General features: G+C 63.0%; 13 protein-coding genes and 1 pseudogene. 2 read left to right on the top strand and 12 right to left on the bottom strand.

Annotated features, from left to right (window positions below; genetic code table 11):
* Nucleotides 1–575: 575 nt before the first annotated feature.
* From ACGLHR_RS32340 to ACGLHR_RS32350, 3 genes are read right to left on the bottom strand one after another with little or no spacing between them, the layout of a single operon-like run.
* On the bottom strand, nucleotides 576–2,168 hold the full coding sequence (locus ACGLHR_RS32340; RefSeq protein WP_400098864.1) for a gamma-glutamyltransferase family protein: 1,593 nt from the start codon (nucleotides 2,166–2,168) through the stop codon (nucleotides 576–578).
* A 3-nt stretch (nucleotides 2,169–2,171) separates the two neighbouring features.
* Nucleotides 2,172–3,152 (bottom strand): Bug family tripartite tricarboxylate transporter substrate binding protein, encoded by a 981-nt coding sequence (locus tag ACGLHR_RS32345; protein WP_400098866.1) that lies wholly within the window; start codon nucleotides 3,150–3,152, stop codon nucleotides 2,172–2,174.
* 43 nt (nucleotides 3,153–3,195) lie between these two features.
* Entirely contained in the window at nucleotides 3,196–4,113 is a 918-nt protein-coding gene (locus ACGLHR_RS32350) for a hypothetical protein (protein WP_400098867.1), read from the bottom strand.
* A gap of 114 nt (nucleotides 4,114–4,227) precedes the next feature.
* On the opposite strand from ACGLHR_RS32350, the gene ACGLHR_RS32355 reads away from it, so the two are divergent.
* Nucleotides 4,228–5,166 carry a LysR family transcriptional regulator gene (locus ACGLHR_RS32355; protein ID WP_400098869.1) on the top strand — a complete coding sequence of 313 codons (939 nt, stop codon included), beginning with the start codon at nucleotides 4,228–4,230 and terminating at the stop codon, nucleotides 5,164–5,166.
* On the opposite strand, the gene ACGLHR_RS32360 is transcribed toward ACGLHR_RS32355, so the two are convergent.
* Nucleotides 5,110–5,493, bottom strand: a complete 384-nt coding sequence (locus ACGLHR_RS32360) for a ProQ/FINO family protein (RefSeq protein ID WP_400098870.1) — start codon at nucleotides 5,491–5,493, stop codon at nucleotides 5,110–5,112. The genes ACGLHR_RS32355 and ACGLHR_RS32360 overlap by 57 nt on opposite strands.
* A 246-nt stretch (nucleotides 5,494–5,739) precedes the next feature.
* Here ACGLHR_RS32360 and ACGLHR_RS32365 point away from each other — a divergent pair.
* A pseudogene (locus tag ACGLHR_RS32365) lies at nucleotides 5,740–5,886 on the top strand (ATP-binding protein); the annotation flags it as partial.
* A gap of 921 nt (nucleotides 5,887–6,807) precedes the next feature.
* Here ACGLHR_RS32365 and ACGLHR_RS32370 read toward each other — a convergent pair.
* From ACGLHR_RS32370 to ACGLHR_RS32405, 8 genes are all read right to left on the bottom strand, one after another.
* Nucleotides 6,808–7,644: an outer envelope protein gene (locus tag ACGLHR_RS32370; protein WP_400098872.1), complete on the bottom strand. Its 837-nt coding sequence runs from the start codon at nucleotides 7,642–7,644 to the stop codon at nucleotides 6,808–6,810.
* A gap of 107 nt (nucleotides 7,645–7,751) precedes the next feature.
* Nucleotides 7,752–7,913: a hypothetical protein gene (locus ACGLHR_RS32375; protein ID WP_400098873.1), complete on the bottom strand. Its 162-nt coding sequence runs from the start codon at nucleotides 7,911–7,913 to the stop codon at nucleotides 7,752–7,754.
* Between the two features lie 55 nt (nucleotides 7,914–7,968).
* Nucleotides 7,969–8,895: an ABC transporter permease gene (locus ACGLHR_RS32380; RefSeq protein ID WP_400098875.1), complete on the bottom strand. Its 927-nt coding sequence runs from the start codon at nucleotides 8,893–8,895 to the stop codon at nucleotides 7,969–7,971.
* A 1-nt stretch (nucleotide 8,896) separates the two neighbouring features.
* Nucleotides 8,897–9,970, bottom strand: coding sequence for an ABC transporter permease (locus ACGLHR_RS32385; protein ID WP_400098876.1), 1,074 nt, complete (start codon nucleotides 9,968–9,970; stop codon nucleotides 8,897–8,899).
* A gap of 316 nt (nucleotides 9,971–10,286) precedes the next feature.
* Nucleotides 10,287–11,801, bottom strand: coding sequence for an ABC transporter ATP-binding protein (locus tag ACGLHR_RS32390; RefSeq protein ID WP_400098878.1), 1,515 nt, complete (start codon nucleotides 11,799–11,801; stop codon nucleotides 10,287–10,289).
* 22 nt (nucleotides 11,802–11,823) lie between these two features.
* Nucleotides 11,824–12,918, bottom strand: coding sequence for a BMP family ABC transporter substrate-binding protein (locus tag ACGLHR_RS32395; RefSeq protein ID WP_267602898.1), 1,095 nt, complete (start codon nucleotides 12,916–12,918; stop codon nucleotides 11,824–11,826).
* A 64-nt stretch (nucleotides 12,919–12,982) separates the two neighbouring features.
* A complete protein-coding gene (locus tag ACGLHR_RS32400; RefSeq protein ID WP_400098880.1) occupies nucleotides 12,983–13,384 on the bottom strand; it encodes a VOC family protein in 402 nt (133 codons plus the stop codon).
* Nucleotides 13,385–13,397: 13 nt separating this feature from the next.
* The gene (locus tag ACGLHR_RS32405; RefSeq protein ID WP_400098882.1) at nucleotides 13,398–14,405 is read right to left on the bottom strand and encodes an isopenicillin N synthase family dioxygenase; all 1,008 of its coding nucleotides are present in this window, start codon (nucleotides 14,403–14,405) and stop codon (nucleotides 13,398–13,400) included.
* Between the last annotated feature and the right edge of the window lie 99 nt (nucleotides 14,406–14,504).

The following is a 14,504-nucleotide window of genomic DNA, read 5'->3' on the forward strand; positions in this document are numbered from 1 at the left end:
TCCTTCAAGCTCTTCTTGTTGTTGCAGAGGCTTGAAAGTTAACACAAATTCGAATTTGTTAACAGTATTGGGGCTAGACGCCCCGCGGGCACCGACTATATCTGCATTCCGCGATCACAAGACAGCCCGTGCAAGACGTTGGCCAGGTTTGTCGTTTCCTGTTGTAGCCTCCGATCGCGGTCGCCAGATGGGTGGCGGCACGGAGTTTTTAGGGCCGTGTAGGCGCGTCGCACGCGCTGAATTGACACTTCGCGATCCTGCCGCGGTGACAGCTTTTCTTCGCTGTGCTTAAGCCATTGATTTTATTGATGTTTCGTGCGATTTCTTTGCGTTGTCACGCGAATTGACGACATTCCTTCGGGATCGTTGACGACTTTCCTTTGTTCTACGGGAGGGGACACGCGCTCCCCGAACTGCAGCAGTAAAGGAAAGCCGTGAGACGGCGAAATGAGCGTAATCAGGTCGCGGATCAACTTTACTTCGCAAGCGGAACATTGTTACTACACTTCACGTCCGCAGGCTGCCCCGGATCCACGCGCGGGGCACCTTCCACCATGCAGCATCGCCGGGCGCCCCTATCTGACCGCGATATGACTATCCCTGCGGGAATCGCTGGCGCCGACATACGAGCCCTGCTTCCTGAGCAAGATCTGCATGCCCCCGAAGTCCCAGGTGCTCTCGGTCCTGGCGACCACGTCGTGGCCCAGGGCGGCGAGGCCCGAGACGGTATCGGCAGGAAAACCGGGTTCCAGCACCACCTGCCGCCCCGGCCCGACCTTGAAGCGCGGTGCATCGACAATGGCCTGCGGGTTCTGCGCGTAATCGTACAGGCGCACCATCATCTGGACGTGGCCCTGCGGCTGGAATGTGCCACCGGTCGCGCCGAAGGCAATCGGCTCGCCGCCAGCAAAGGCGAATCCCGGCAGGATGGTATGGAAGGGCCGCTTGCCGGGCCTGAGGAAAGACGGAGAACCGGCGTCGGTGGAAAAGCACGCGCCGCGATTCTGCAGCGAAACGCCGGCGTTGGGCACCACGATCCCCGAGCCGAATCCCATGTAGTTCGACTGGATCAGCGAGACCATCATGCCATCACGGTCGCCTGCCGCAAGGTAGACCGTGCCCGCCAGTGGTCCGAACGTGTGGCCGAAATCGGAAGCTTGCCGCATATTGATGCGTGCCGCGGCGGCCTGAAGGCAGGGGGCTTGCAAGCGGTCGCGTACCCGCCCGATTGTGCAGTCCGTATCGCCGATCAACGGCCCGACTTCGGAAAACGCCAGTTTGATGGCCTCGATCTGGAGATGCAGCGAGGCCGCCGAGTCGGCCGGCAAGCGCGCAACATCATGATGCGCGAGCACGCCCAACGCAAACAGAGCCACTGCGCCCTGGCCGTTTGGCGGCAACTCGCTTACCTGTAGCCCGCCGTAGGGCGCCTGTATGGCATCGACCCACTCGGGTGCGTGCAGGCGTAAGTCCTCGGCGCTAAGGACACCGCCTGTTTCGCGGGCGAACGCGGCGATTCGCCTGGCGGTCTCGCCGGTGTAGAAGTCCTTGCCGTTGGTGCGCGCCACGCGTTCGAGCGTCCGCGCAAGCGTCGGCTGCAGGAACAGCGCCCCGGCCACGGGCGCTGCGCCGCCGGGGAGAAACGCCGCCTCGAAGCCCGGCTGGCTGCGCAGCTTGGGCACCTGTTCCTGCCACTTCTGCGCGACACCGGGAGAGACGTGGAAGCCGGCTCGTGCGTAGCGGATCGCGGGCTCCAGCACGGTAGCGAGATCGAGCCGGCCAAAGCGCGTGACCAGCGCACTCCAGGCGGAGACAGCGCCGGGGACGGTGACGCTATCCCATCCACGCTGCGGCATCGCGGGCAGCCTGGCAAGACGAGCGACGTCGATATCCATCGGCGCCCGGCCGCTGGCATTGAGGCCATACAGCTTGCCGCCAGCGAAGACCTGGGCGAACGCGTCGCCGCCGATCGAGTTGTTGGTAGGCTCGACCACCGCGATGGCGGCTGCCGCAGCGATGGCTGCGTCCACCGCATTGCCGCCGCACGCGAGGATGTCGAGCCCCGCTTGCGCGGCCAGCGGTTGGGATGCGATGACCATCTCGCTGCCATGCACGGCAGCCTTGAAGGATGGGTAACGCTCGGGGGCGGAGGCGGATGGGGCGTGCATGGGCTACTGCGCCGCCAGGTGCTTGCTCTGGATCAAGCCGCCCCATTTGGTGTACTCGCTTTGCACGAAGATATTGAACGCCTCCGGGCTGCTCCATTCGATCTCGGCACCCTGCGCGGCGAACTGCTGGCGCACCTCAGGGGACTTGAGGACAGCGACGAGATGGCGGTTGAGGACATCCACGACGGGGACGGGCATGGCGGCCGGTCCGAAGATTCCAAACCAGGCGGTCACATCGAAGCCCTGCACGCCAGACTCGGCGACCGTGGGCAAGCCCGGCAGCAAGCTGCTGCGGTGCGCTCCTGTGACGGCCAGGGCGCGGACGGTGCCGGCCTGGATCTGGGCCTTGGCGGTGACCTGAAGGTCGAACATCAGGTTGACCTGGCCGCCAAGCAGGTCGGCTAGGGCAGGCGCGCTACCCTTGTATGGGACGTGGAGCAACTGGATGTTGGCGGCCTTGGCCAACAGCTCGCCCGCGAGGTGGTTCGAGGTGCCGGCGCCAGCCGATGCATAGGTGATCTGGCCGGGGCGGGCTTTCGCCAGTGCGATCAGTTCGCCCATGGTTTTTGCCGGCACCGATGGGTTCTCCAGCACGACAAACGGCACGGATGCCACGCGGGAGATCGGCGTGAAATCCTTGAGCGGATCATAGCCCACGCCACGATTGAGCGCGGGGTTCATCGCATGTGAGCTGACCGTGCCCATCAGCAGCGTATAGCCGTCGGGTGCTGCCTGGGCCACGAACTTGCTCCCGATGGCGGTGCCGGCACCCGCGCGGTTGTCCACCACCACAGGCTTGCCCACCCGTTCGGCGAGCCGCTGCGCGAGCAGCCTGGCCAGGATGTCGGCGGTGCCGCCAGGCGGATAGGGCACGACGAGGTGAATGGCGCGGTCCGGAAAATCCTGCGCGGCGGCGGGCACAGGCAAGGCCAGTGTGGTAGTCGCTACGGCGAGTGCAAGCAGCCGGTAAAGAGAAGTCAGCATAAGCAAGGCAGAGGAAGAATGACGCGCGCTCGGCGCGGAAGGCTCAGGACAGCAGCGGGACTTTGCCTTCGTCGACTTCGGCAATCGCCGGGATCTCCACGCCATGGCAGCCGACGTCTTCGCGGATCTCGTCCAGCGAGCGCTTAATGATCGCCATCTCTTGTTCGGGATGCGTGGCGCCCAGGCCGTATTCGGCAGCGAGGGCGCGTGCCCGGCCTGCGCGCCGTTGCTCGTCCTCTGGCAGGTTGACGACAGCGTAGACCCCATTGAGCAGGCTGCCGCGCAGCTTCTTGGCGAATTTCTGCCCGAGCAGTGCCTTGTCGTCCGCCGATATTTCCGAGAAGAAACGCCGCATGATGATGCGTCCGAACTGGATATGCCGCGCCTCGTCGCGCAGGATCAGCTTGCAGGCCGTCCTAATGGACGCGAAGCGCGCGTTCTCGTAGCGGGCCTGCAGCAGTTCGCCGGATAGCTGCTCGAACAAGGTGTTCACCGCCAGGCCGGCGAAGAAGCTCATCTGCTTCTCATCGCGCTCATCGTGGAAGCGGGGGATGATGGCGCGGAAGTAGTCCGAGCGCGGCGACTCCTGGTAGCCGGATATGGCACGCGCTACGCGGAACGAGGCCTCATGGTGGCGCAGTTCCTCGGCGATGAAGTTGACGACGTGCTGCTTCACCTCGAACGGCTGGTGCTCGAAGATCGCATCGCGCAAGCGCTCGGCGCCGTAGGGAATGGCGCCGTGTTCCATCCAGGCGCGCAGGCTCCACCACTCGCCGCCAGCCTCGCGCACTTCCGCAGGAATGTCGGCCTGCTCCAGGTCCGAGTAGTCGATCTGCGTCGGGTCCCACGCCAGCGCACGGGCCTGCTCGCAAAGGCCCCAGACATCTTCGTAGGCCAGGGTGGAGACGATGGGGTACGGGTTTGGAACGGGAGTGAGTTCTTCAAGCAGGGAGGGGCGCATTGTGTGGTCCTGTGGGGCTATTGCGTTTTTGCTCTATGGGCTCACTGTAGTTTGCAAAGCCCTGATATTCCAAATACTATTCGAAGCTATCCTTGATACATGAAGTGAATCACCGTGACCGACTTGCGCCAGTTTCAACAGTTTGTCGCCGTGGCCGAGCTGCTGAGCTTCCGGCGCGCGGCCGAGGCGTTGCACATGTCCCAGCCGCCGCTGACGGTGGCCATCAAGAAGCTGGAAGAAACCATCGGCACCGAACTGCTGGAGAGGAACCGGCATATGGTGCGGTTGACCCCGGCGGGGGAAGTCTTCCTGGTGGAGGCGCGCAGGACCATTGCCCAGGCCGAGATCGCGGTCGAATCGGCGCGGCGCGCGGCTAGCGGCATGTTCGGGACCTTGCGGCTTTCGTTCGTGCCGAGCGCGGCGCTTGATGTGCTGCCGGACATCCTCAGGCGATTCCAGCAGGAGTACCCGGCGGTCAAGCTGATCCTGACCGGCGAGAGCAGCGGCAAACAGCTGGAGCTGCTGCGGCGCGGCGATACGGATGTCGCCATCGTGGTGCCGCCGGTGTATGAGCCAAAGGACCTGAGCCTGGATATCCTGTGCGAGGAAACACTGGTGGTCGCCGTTCCGGCGGCGCATGCGCTGGCCAGGCGCAAGCGCCTGCGACTGGAAGAGCTGAAGGCCGAAGCCTTCGTCGCGTTCCCCTTCGCGGAAGGGCCGGGCTACTCGGGGGTGATTCTGGCGGCTTGCCAGCGCGCGGGATTTTTTCCGCGCGTGGTTCAGGAAGCGTCGCAGATGCAGACCATCATCACGCTGGTCGCCGGGAATCTGGGCATTGCCATTGTGCCCAGGGCCATGACAAGGGTGCAGGCGCTGGGCGTGGTCTATATCGACGTGACGGAATCCCGTTCTTCGTTGCGATATCCCCTGGTGATGGCCTCGCTGACCAATACGGAGAATGCACTGGTGGGGGCGTTCGGGGCGGTGGCTAAGCGTTCACTTGCGGGAGAGTGTTCTCTGCATGCGCCTATGGCAGTTAGCAGCGCCGCCTAAGCAACGATCACGTCGTCCAGCGCGCAACACCGACTCCGTCAGGCCAAGTTCCTGCGCGTGCTGAACAAGGTCCTCGAAGATGCCGATCTTGAGCGGCACCTTGGGTGCCGGACTCTTCGGAAAGGTTTGTGGGAACCGTTTCTGCAACTTCACGATAGCTTGCAGCACCGGATTGACGGGCTTAGCGGGCTCATTAAGGGGCGTTGCTGGGCGGGCCGAAGCCTTCGGGGGTGCGCGCGCGTCTTGGCCGGTGGTGCGGCCTTGGCTTGCTTTGTCAGTTGTTCCTTCAATGCCGCCAGTTCTTCGAAGCCCATCATGCCCAACCATTAAAAACGTCGTGCAATTGTAGCAGTGCCTCGCAATTCGCCGTGCCACCCACGCCGCGGTGCGGCCAGGACCAGGCTGGCGGGCTCGCTTACGTTAGTCAATAAGAAGAATGGTGGTAGTGGGGCGGGGAAGACGACAGCAAGGGTCCTCGACGCGAATTCGCCGTCGTCACACAAATTGCGGAAGACCCAACTTTACTTCGCAAGCGGAACATTGTTACTACACTTCACGGTTGCTGCCATTTTCAGGTTCGAAGGCTCGCGCGGCCGGGAAACCGGCGGCACGGGTCTGGGTCTGGCCATCGCTCATCAGCTTGCCGTGGCCGTTGGCGGTTCACTGAAGCTGCGCAACCGCGACGGCGGCGGTCTGATCGCCGAGATCCGTATCGGCTAAGGGCCGACATCACTCGGGCCATTTCGGTCACCGCGGCTCCGGCATGTCCGCGCCAGATTCTGGCGCGGACATATTGCTTTTGCGACACTGTGTGCCGCTTTCGCCTCGACTTTCCTGCTCTCACGTGCCTTCCCATGGCTATTCCGGGACGCCTCGCCGCCGTTTCCTTTCCTTTCCTTTCCTTTTTGTACGCATTTGCATCAGCCGACGGCACCGATACGTTCCCTGACACTAAGGCCCGAATTTCGCTACGGGCGCGATACGTGAGCCGTCTTAAATACGTTCCGTGGCAGCTGTTGAGGATCGTTAATTCCGCTAGCGGTGACCGCTATATCCGCTAGCAATCACATGGCTGTAAACCATTGATCTATATTGCGAAACGGCCGTTCAGTGGCGATTTTCGCCGTTGTGCAAGAGCAACGCCATTTTCCGTCCATGTCCAACGATTCCGCTAATACGGCGCAGCGGATCATTAATTCGGCTAACACGGGCTACGCCCAGCCGGTGTCGGCGAAATTCTATTGCTGGCCGGGCAGGGCGGACGGGGAGGGTGATAGTTCGGTAGAGCCATGCGTATGATCTCGCGAAAGTTCGGAAAAATAGGGGTATTCTGGCGATCCGCGTTCACGCCACGACCTGCGCGCCAGGAAGATCTCCATTGAAAGCACTCGCGAGCATCGGCAGGAGAAGAGCGTTTTTCCTTCATCTATCCTGGCTGGCACCCACATTTGCGGAATTTGAGGTCGCCATTAGCCGAAATAACGATCTGCAACAATAGCAGGCCGGCGCGTTTAGCCCTCGCGCCGTTTATGGAGGCATTTAAATTGCCGGTAAGCTCAGGGGACACCGTGTGTTCTACGACGCCCCTGGTCGTTGCTCGCGGATATGAGGGAGTTGGACTATCTCCTCTGCATATATACGTCAGAAGTGGTATTCGACCCGCACCATGGGCGTTTTCGCCAACGAGCCCGGCACCGAGTGCGGGTTGCCAAACTTGTTGCGCCAGTATTGGTACTCGACGCCGGCGCGCAACGTATTCTTGCCGATATGCAAACGGGTGCCGAGGTCGTACATCAGCATCGCGTCGATATTCAGTTCAGCCGAAGTTGGGCCGCCGAATTCGTTTGCGCCCTTGGCAGCTATGTAGTTGATATATCCTTCGAACGAGAGACCCGTCGAGGCAATCGGGATGCCCCACGCTGCATTGAGCATTGGATGTGCCTCGAAGTGGTAACGGCTGCTGACTCCCACCGGCTGGTTGCTTTCCCACAGCATCAGCAGACTAATGTTAAGGAAGCCCGGCACATCCATCATCAAGGTGGGTCCCACCACAAGCATGCGCTTTTTTGATGCATAGCCAGGATCATTCTTCGTGTTCCAGTCAAAGCCGGCGGTCAGTCCAAAGCCGCGGACCGGTCCGACTCCGAGATCCTTGTCGATAACCTTTCCCGCGTCGAGTGTGTGTCGATAGACAACATAGGCTTCCTGTGCGTTGTGGTCCTTGCTGTCTGATTGCAGAAGGTCGACGTTCAGGTAGTTAGTGCCGTACTTATACCCGCTGGCGTGAGTCAGATTGAAGATGCTCTTGCTAATGCCATCTCCCACGTAGGGTTCGGCGAACTTGGTGCCGTAGCGGTAGCCTATCGAGGTGTCACTCCACTCGAGAGCGCTCGCCGGCTGGATGCAAGTCAGTGATCCTGCCGCTGTCAGTGCGCAGAGTGCGAACTTTCCATTCTTCAATGCCAATTTCTTTGCCATATTTTTTTTTTACAAGAGAGTTTTCAACGAAAAAAGTTAAGCTGACTAAATTCAGCATGCTTATGGAAATGATTGCCGTATTTATAAGGCTAAAGTGCTTAAAACAATCAAAAACTGTTAGCAATTTTTATGCCGGTGTTATTTTGATAAAATTGACGTGAAATAAGCGCTGAATTGGTGTCATACGGATGTTTTTTCTTAAGATGAAGCGCGATCTGGTTGTTGCGCGCTACCATGGCCATGCGGCATGAGAAGTCGTTGTCAAGCATGCGTTATTTCCGTGCGTAGACGCACCGTCCCAAGCGCTAGGATTGCAGTAGTAGGTCAGCGCCTTTCCTCGCGCAGGTAGGGCTCGCCCAGGGCACCGGGCGTCTCGTCGCTGCCACGCCTTGTCATTGCCACCCACACCATCACGCCCAATGTGACCACATAGGGCGTCATCAGCAAGAAGTACTGCGGCAGCGCAATTCCGGCTGCGGCCAGCTGCGGGATCAGCGCTTCAATGCCGCCGAATACCACCGCTCCCGCGAAGGCGCGCCAGGGGGCCCAGCGTGCGAAGATGACCAGGCCCACAGCGATCCAGCCGCGCCCGCCCGTCATGCCGGCGATCCAGAGCTTGGTACTGATGACCGCGATGTAGCCGCCAGCCAGCCCCACCAGGGCAGACCCCGCAAGCACCGCCAGAAAGCGGTAGCGCAGAACGGGGATGCCGGCAGCATCAGCCGCCTGGGGGTTCTCGCCGACAGAGCGCAGGCGCAGGCCGGAAACCGACCGGTGCAGGTACCAGGCCACGGCCGCGAAGATGCACGGTGTGAGATAGGCCACCAAGTTCTGCCGAAACAGCCCGCCCACTAGCGGCAACTGCGCCAAGGGTCCCAGGGGCAGCGCGGGCAGACCGGTTACCGGCTGGTTGGTCCAGCCTAGCACCGTGCCTAGCAGGCCGGTAACGCCCTGGCAGAAGAACACTAGCGCTAGCCCCGCGATTACCTGATTCACACGCAGCCATATGGTCATTGCAGCGAACAGCACCGACACTGCCATGGCGGCCGCCATCGATGCCAGCAATGCAATGCCGGGCTCGTGTACGGCCAGTTGCGTGCCGATGCCCGCCAGCGCGCCCGCCAGCATCAGCCCCTCGGCGCCGAGCGAAAGTACACCCGCACGCTCAGAGATGATCAGGCCCAGCGCCGCCAGGGCAAAGGGAACGGCGAAATCCGGTAGATTGCCGAGCCAGTTAGCGATCAAGTCCATGTCACGTACCCTGTGGCGCCACGGCGCGCAGCCGGTGGCGGATGAAGAAATCTGAAGAGGCCACACAGATCACCAGGATGGCCTGGATCAACTGCACCATCGAGAACGGGATCTGGTAGAAGACTTGCAGGCTGCGGCCTGCCACAAACAGCGTGGCCACGAGCACCGCGACCACGCTGGCGGCCAGCGGGTTGTTGCGCGCCAGGAAGGCGATCAGGATGCCCGAGAAGCCGTAGCCACTGTAGAAGGCCTGCGTGAGCCGTCCTTCTTGTCCCGCGGCTACCATGAAGCCCGCCAGTCCGGCCAGCGCGCCCGAGAGCAGTACCGCGCCCAGCACCAGCCGCCGCACTGGGACGCCAACGGCGTCGGCGACGCGCCGGCTGGCATGCACGAAGCGCAGGTACAGCCCCGCACGGCTGCGCTCCACGAACCACCACGCTGCCAGCGCTACCAGTGCGGCGAGCACGATGGCGCTGCTGTAGCCACCCGGCAGGTCGGGCAGGCGCTCGAATGCCTGGAATTTAGGCGAATAGGGAAAGGCGTCCTTCGGGTCCTTCCATGCGCCGTAGAGAAGGTGCAGCAGGAAGTTGGCTGCCACGTAATTGAGCATCAGGCTAGAGATGATCTCGTTGATGCCCAGACGCATCTTGAGCGTCATCGGCACCACCACCCAGGCCAGGCCGCAGAGCAGGGCGGCTGCGGCCATGAACCACAGACGCAGGCCCGGCGGCCCGATTTCGTGCATGGAGATGGCCGTGGCGCCGATCGCCCCAGAAATCATCTGGCCTTCCAGCCCTAGGTTCCAGAAGCGGGCGCGGAAGGCCATGGCGGCAGCGAGCCCTACCATCACCATCGGCGCGGCCTGAAACAGCACCGCGCGAAAGTTCTGCGCATCGAGAAAGGTCTGGACGATGAACTCGTTGAGCAGGTCCTGGAGCGACACACCCGCGGCCACCAGGATGGCACCGCAGAGGAGCAGTCCGACTGCCACCGACAGCGTTATCACTGCAGCCTGTTGCGGCCAGCCGAGTTGCTGGCGCAACTCCAGCGTGTAGCGCCGCTGCAGTAGCGGCACGCGGCGTGGACGGGACGGCGGGGGCGTGGCAATTGCAGTCGCGAGTGCTGGAGTCTCGGACTTGGAAGCCGACATCGGAGCGCTGTGTGGGGCACCGCCGTGGGCCGAATGAGGGGTAGCAAGCACACTTGCGGACATGGGTGCAGGTGCCTCGGGCAGGGAAGTGGACATGTGAAATCTGTGTAGAGAATGAGCCGGGGCCGGAACGGGGAGGGCGAGCGCAGGAGCCGGCGCGGGTGCGGGCACCTCGGGCGGCGGCCCGGACATTGGTGTGTTGCGCGAGACATCGGAGCGGGCCGGGACGGCGGGGGCGAGCTCAGCCATGGGCCACCATCGCTTGTCCCACAGCCTGCCTGTCGGCGGGCGTGGCGAATTCGCCCACGATGCGGCCGCGTGCAATCACGCCCACACGGTCGGCCAGAGCGAGGACCTCGTCGAGATCCTCGCTGATCAGTAGCACGGCGGCGCCTGCGTCGCGCGCGGCCCGCAGCCGTTCGTGCACCTGGGCGCCGGCACGCACGTCCAGACCGCGGCTGGGGCTGTGGGCCAGCACGAGCCGCGGGTTGCGGCTGAATTCCCGGGCGATCACCAGCTTCTGCGCATTGCCCCCCGAGAGCAGGGCGGCCTTCTGCCGCACCGAGCGCACACCGAGCACGTCGAAGGCCTTCACGGCTGCCGCGGCGTCCGCTTCCAGGCGCCGGCGGTCCAGGCGCATCGCGCGCCCATAGCGGCCTGCATGCACCTGGCCAATGCCGAAGTTCTCCGCCACCGACAGACCGCCGGCCAGCGCCAGGCCATAGCGGTCCGCCGGGATGGCGGCAATGCCCTGGCTGCGCCGCTGCACGGTGGAGGCGGAACGCAGATCGCCGAAGCCTTCGAGCACCATCGTGCCCTCGCTTACCGGCAGCAGGCCCATGATGGCCTGCGCGAGTTCGCTCTGGCCGTTGCCACCCACGCCGGCCAGGCCGTAGATCTCGCCCGCATGCACCACGAGGTCAATGCCATCGAGTGCCGGGGGGCCGCCGGAGGCTGGGCTGCACAATCTCTGCAGGATCAGCCGCGGCGCGCCGGCCCTTGTCGGTCGCCGCGCCAGCGGCGGCGGCGCCTCGCCAACGGTGAGGCGCACCAGCTCCGCCTCGGCCGTCTCGCGCGGATCCACTGTGGCGACCGTGCGTCCGCCGCGCATTACGGTCACGCGGTCGGCATAGCGCTTCACGTCGGCCATCTTGTGCGTGACCAGCACCACGGCTGCCCCCTGGCGTGCCAAAGTCCGTACCGTTTGCAGCAAGCGTGCGGCCTCCTGGTCGGTCAGTACGGCGGTGGGTTCGTCGAGGATCAGGATGCGAGCGCCGGCCAGCAGCACCTTGAGGATTTCCACGCGCTGCTGCTCGGCCACCGAGAGCCGGGCCACGCGCTGGTCCGGGTCGATGTCGAAGTCCAGCACCTTCGCCTGTTCCGCAATCGTGCGGCGCACCCTTGCCAGACGCTTGCGGTAGCCTGCGACATCCGTTGCCGCAGGCAGGCTCAGCAAGATGTTTTCAGCCACTGTGAACGGCGCCACCAGCTTGAAATGCTGGTGCACCATACCAATCTGATAGCGCGCCGCATCGCGCGGACCGGCCAGCCGCACGGGGTTGTCGTCAACCAGCAGTGTGCCGGACTCGGGCGCGTACAGGCCCGCGGCAATGTTCATCAGCGATGATTTGCCCGCGCCGTTCTCGCCAAGCAGTGCATGCACCTCGCCCCATCGGACGGTGAAATGCGCGTGGTCCAGGGCGACGAAACCATCGAAAGACTTGTGGATGCCGGAGAGGGAGAGGGCGTCGGGCATGGCTTGCTCAGTTGGTTGTGGATTATTTCTGCGTGATCACGTTTTTGACGTACCAGTCCATCTTCCAGAGGTCTGCGTCCGAGAGCACTTGGCCGGCGGTCACGCGTTCTTTCCCGTCACGGTCCTTGAGCGGGCCGGCGTAGATCTGCTTGCCTTTCATCAGAGCGTCGCGCTCGGCCAGGATGGCGGCTTGCTTGTCCTTGGACACGGCCGCACCGAAGCCGGCAACGTCTGTGCCGCCATCCTTCATAGCGATGAAGGCACCATGGGGCTCGGGCTTCCAGTTGCCGGCCTCGATCTTTTTGAGTTCGGGGATCAGGAACTTGTCCCATACCCAGACGGAGGAGCACAGCGTGGCCTTCGGTGCGAAGGCGCGCAAGTCACGGTGATGGCCGGTGCCGTAAACGCCGCGCTCCTGCGCGACCAGCTGCGGCGTGGGCGTGTCGACATGCTGGCCGATCACGTCGGCGCCCTGGTCGATCAGTGCCATGGCGGCAGCGCGTTCCTTTACCGGATCGTTCCAGGCGCCGGTGTAGATTACCGTGACCGTGGCGTTGGGATTCGTCTTCTGTGCACCAAGCGCAAAGGCGTTGACCGTCCAGTTCACCACGCCGAAGGGGTTGGCCGCGACGAAGCCGAGCTTGCCGCTCTTGGAGGCAGCACCGGCGGCCATGCCGCACAAGTACTGGCTTTCATAGGTGCGGCCGTAGAATGATTCGAGGTTGGGCCCGTTCGTCGTGCCCGAGGCATTGAGGAAGGCCACGTCGGGATACTTGGCAGCCAACTCCTTGAAGGCATCGGAATAGCCGAAGGCGGTGCCGATGACGATGTTGGCACCGCGCTGGATGAAGCGCTCGGCGGCGGGCTTGATGGCCGATGCGTCCTCCGGCACGCTTTCCACGAACTGGATCTTCTGGCCCAGCGCCGCCTCGACCTTCGCGCGCGCCTCGTCGAAGGCCTGGGTCCAGCCGCCATCGTTCTTCGGGCCGAAGTAGATCATGGCGATCTTGGGCTTGCTCTTCAAGGTAAAGCCCGGCGCCTCTGCCTGGGCGTGCAGGGCGGTGCCTAGCAGGGCCAATCCGGCAAACAAGCCGGCGATCGATCGCGTCAATTTCATCTTGAACCTCTGTGTTGGGAGAAAAGAAAAAAACGACCTGTAATGGGAAGGGCGTGCGGTACGTCTATGCATGCCTGTCCATCATGTAGTTGATGCGGAAAACGTTGCCTTCGGGGTCGCGAAGTACAGCCTGGTACCAGTGGTAGTAGGTTTCGTAGGGAGCCTTCAACAGCATGGCGCCGGCCTCCAGCGCCACCGGTACCATGCGGTCTACCTCAGCCTTGGACTCCACGTCGATGTTGAGGAGGAAGCTGTCGCCGCACACGTCGTCCGCGCCTTTACCGAGCTGCAGCAGCACATAGGCATCATGTGCGTTGAAGCCGAGGCTGCTCTTGCCCGTGTCGAGGCCGCGGAAGATGGGAGAGCGGATCGCCTCGATCTCGGGGAAGCCAAAGACACGCTGGTAGAAGCCGCTGAGCGCGACCACGTCCTTGGCAAAGACGTTGACGTAGGAGAGTTGCGCCATCGATGTCTCCCGATCAGGCCGCAATCTTGGTACCACCGAAGGTCGTCTGCTTGACGAACTTGGACGTCAGGTGGTCGCCCGAGGTGATCGGCGCGTAGAGGGGCGTCTCGCCCGGTGCCGTGCAGCCCGGCAGGCAAGTGATCATGGCGTCGTAGTTGGGCTGGTGGAAGAAGACCAGCGACTGCCGCCGCGTATTGCTCTGCATGTTGTCCAACTGCGGGTTCACTACACGGTGCAGCGTGGAAACCCACCGGTCGTTGGTCCACCGCATCATCAGATCGCCCAGGTTCACCACGAAGGCGCCGGGTACGTGCGGCACGTCGATCCATCCTCCGCCGGAGGCTACTTGCAGGCCCGGACTGTCGGGCAGCACGATGGTCAGGCTGCCGTAGTCGGTGTGCGCGCCGGCACGCAGCTGCCCAGGCAGAGGGGGCTCTTCCTGTGGCGGGTAGCTCAGCGCGCGAAACATGCTGATGTGCTTATCGATCTTGTCGTCGAAGTAGTGCTCTTCCATCTCCAGCGCCAGCGCGAAGATACGCATGAGCGAACATGACAGATCGCTCATCGCCGCGAAGTACTCAGCGTAGGTCTCGCGCATACCTGGCAGCGCGGGCCAAACGTTGGGCGCGAAGTGCGGGCCGGCCGCGGGGCCGCGGTGGTACGCATCGTCAGGCACGTTCGCGGGGCCGGTAGAAAAGGACTCCTTCAAGTCGCCGGGCGCGGCCTCCTCCAGGGAATAGGCAAGGCTCTCTTCTGTCACCGCGCTGTAGCCTCGCACTGTGTCGGGGCTGGGCCGGTCGGCCTTGCGCTTGTCGGATAGCGGCAGCTCGAAGAATTCCTGCGAGACGCGCGACACGCGGTCGATCAGGTCCTGCGGGATCTGGTGCTGCGTGATGACAAGGAATCCGATGCTGCTGCAGGCCTCGTCCATCGCGCGCGCAACGGCGGCTTTGCCCTCCGGCGTGTCGGAGAAGTAAGGTTGCAGATCGATGATGGGAACACCGACACTCGTTGGGGACATCGAATTTCTCCCGGGAAGGACGGCGCCAGCAGGCGCTCGGTGGTCGAGGGTGATATGCGTAGCGGGCAAGGAGCCGTTTCCTGGGAGGGCGGCGTCGGC

The sequence above is a fragment of the Cupriavidus sp. CuC1 genome (genome assembly GCF_044627735.1).
In the GTDB taxonomy this organism is placed as follows: Bacteria; Pseudomonadota; Gammaproteobacteria; order Burkholderiales; family Burkholderiaceae; genus Cupriavidus; species Cupriavidus ulmosensis.

What these genes read in the sequence shown, in the direction of transcription:
- ACGLHR_RS32340 (WP_400098864.1), bottom strand. Translation starts at nt 2,168, where the DNA reads ATGCACGCCCCATCCGCCTCCGCCCCCGAGCGTTACCCATCCTTCAAG.
- ACGLHR_RS32345 (WP_400098866.1), bottom strand. Translation starts at nt 3,152, where the DNA reads ATGCTGACTTCTCTTTACCGGCTGCTTGCACTCGCCGTAGCGACTACC.
- ACGLHR_RS32350 (WP_400098867.1), bottom strand. Translation starts at nt 4,113, where the DNA reads ATGCGCCCCTCCCTGCTTGAAGAACTCACTCCCGTTCCAAACCCGTAC.
- ACGLHR_RS32360 (WP_400098870.1), bottom strand. Translation starts at nt 5,493, where the DNA reads ATGGTTGGGCATGATGGGCTTCGAAGAACTGGCGGCATTGAAGGAACA.
- ACGLHR_RS32370 (WP_400098872.1), bottom strand. Translation starts at nt 7,644, where the DNA reads ATGGCAAAGAAATTGGCATTGAAGAATGGAAAGTTCGCACTCTGCGCA.
- ACGLHR_RS32375 (WP_400098873.1), bottom strand. Translation starts at nt 7,913, where the DNA reads ATGCTTGACAACGACTTCTCATGCCGCATGGCCATGGTAGCGCGCAAC.
- ACGLHR_RS32380 (WP_400098875.1), bottom strand. Translation starts at nt 8,895, where the DNA reads ATGGACTTGATCGCTAACTGGCTCGGCAATCTACCGGATTTCGCCGTT.
- ACGLHR_RS32390 (WP_400098878.1), bottom strand. Translation starts at nt 11,801, where the DNA reads ATGCCCGACGCCCTCTCCCTCTCCGGCATCCACAAGTCTTTCGATGGT.
- ACGLHR_RS32395 (WP_267602898.1), bottom strand. Translation starts at nt 12,918, where the DNA reads ATGAAATTGACGCGATCGATCGCCGGCTTGTTTGCCGGATTGGCCCTG.
- ACGLHR_RS32400 (WP_400098880.1), bottom strand. Translation starts at nt 13,384, where the DNA reads ATGGCGCAACTCTCCTACGTCAACGTCTTTGCCAAGGACGTGGTCGCG.
- ACGLHR_RS32405 (WP_400098882.1), bottom strand. Translation starts at nt 14,405, where the DNA reads ATGTCCCCAACGAGTGTCGGTGTTCCCATCATCGATCTGCAACCTTAC.